Source organism: Arthrobacter cryoconiti (assembly GCF_020905375.1).
In the GTDB taxonomy this organism is placed as follows: Bacteria; Actinomycetota; Actinomycetes; order Actinomycetales; family Micrococcaceae; genus Specibacter; species Specibacter cryoconiti.
Genome location: NZ_JAJJBU010000057.1, coordinates 1 through 518 on the forward strand (window position 1 = coordinate 1; position 518 = coordinate 518).

Annotated in this window: 1 protein-coding gene; it reads right to left on the reverse strand. The window is 56.6% G+C overall.

The genetic code is table 11. The annotated features are described in order from the left end of the window. Window positions 1-325: HNH endonuclease signature motif containing protein (locus LOH53_RS16745; RefSeq protein ID WP_230068897.1), on the reverse strand; the 325-nt coding region annotated here is incomplete at its 3' end. Between the last annotated feature and the right edge of the window lie 193 nt (window positions 326-518).

Here is a 518-nt window from a genome sequence, read left to right on the forward strand (position 1 = left end):
GTGTTTTGGGTGTGCGTGGGGTGGCGTGGTGGTAACTGTTGTGGCGGGGTGTGCGGGTCGGGTCAATGCGGTAGCTAGGCGTGTAATTCGGGACTCCCCCGATCATGGAAGCCGTCCAGCTACCCGTATGAATCAAGGTGTGGTGGACCTGACACAGAAGAGCACCCGTGGCAACATCCGTTTCCCCACCGTCCTGCCACGAATGCACATGGTGGGCCTCACACTGATAAATGGTGGCCGTGCAATCAGGAAAGGAACAACCCTTATCCCGGGCAGCTAAAAGCTTTCGCTGAGCCGCACTATAGAAACGATGCGTCCGCCCCATATTCAGAATCTCGCTACCATCACCTTGAATGTACGTAATCACATCAGCATCACACATCACCTCATCAAACATCGCGGCCGGACCAGGACCAGTCCACGGCAGAAAAGCAATCCCACCCGGCCTGCCATCCCTGCTCCGACGACGCAAGTCTTCCTCCCTGACACTAATCAGTAACTGCGCCTTCAATCCCCCC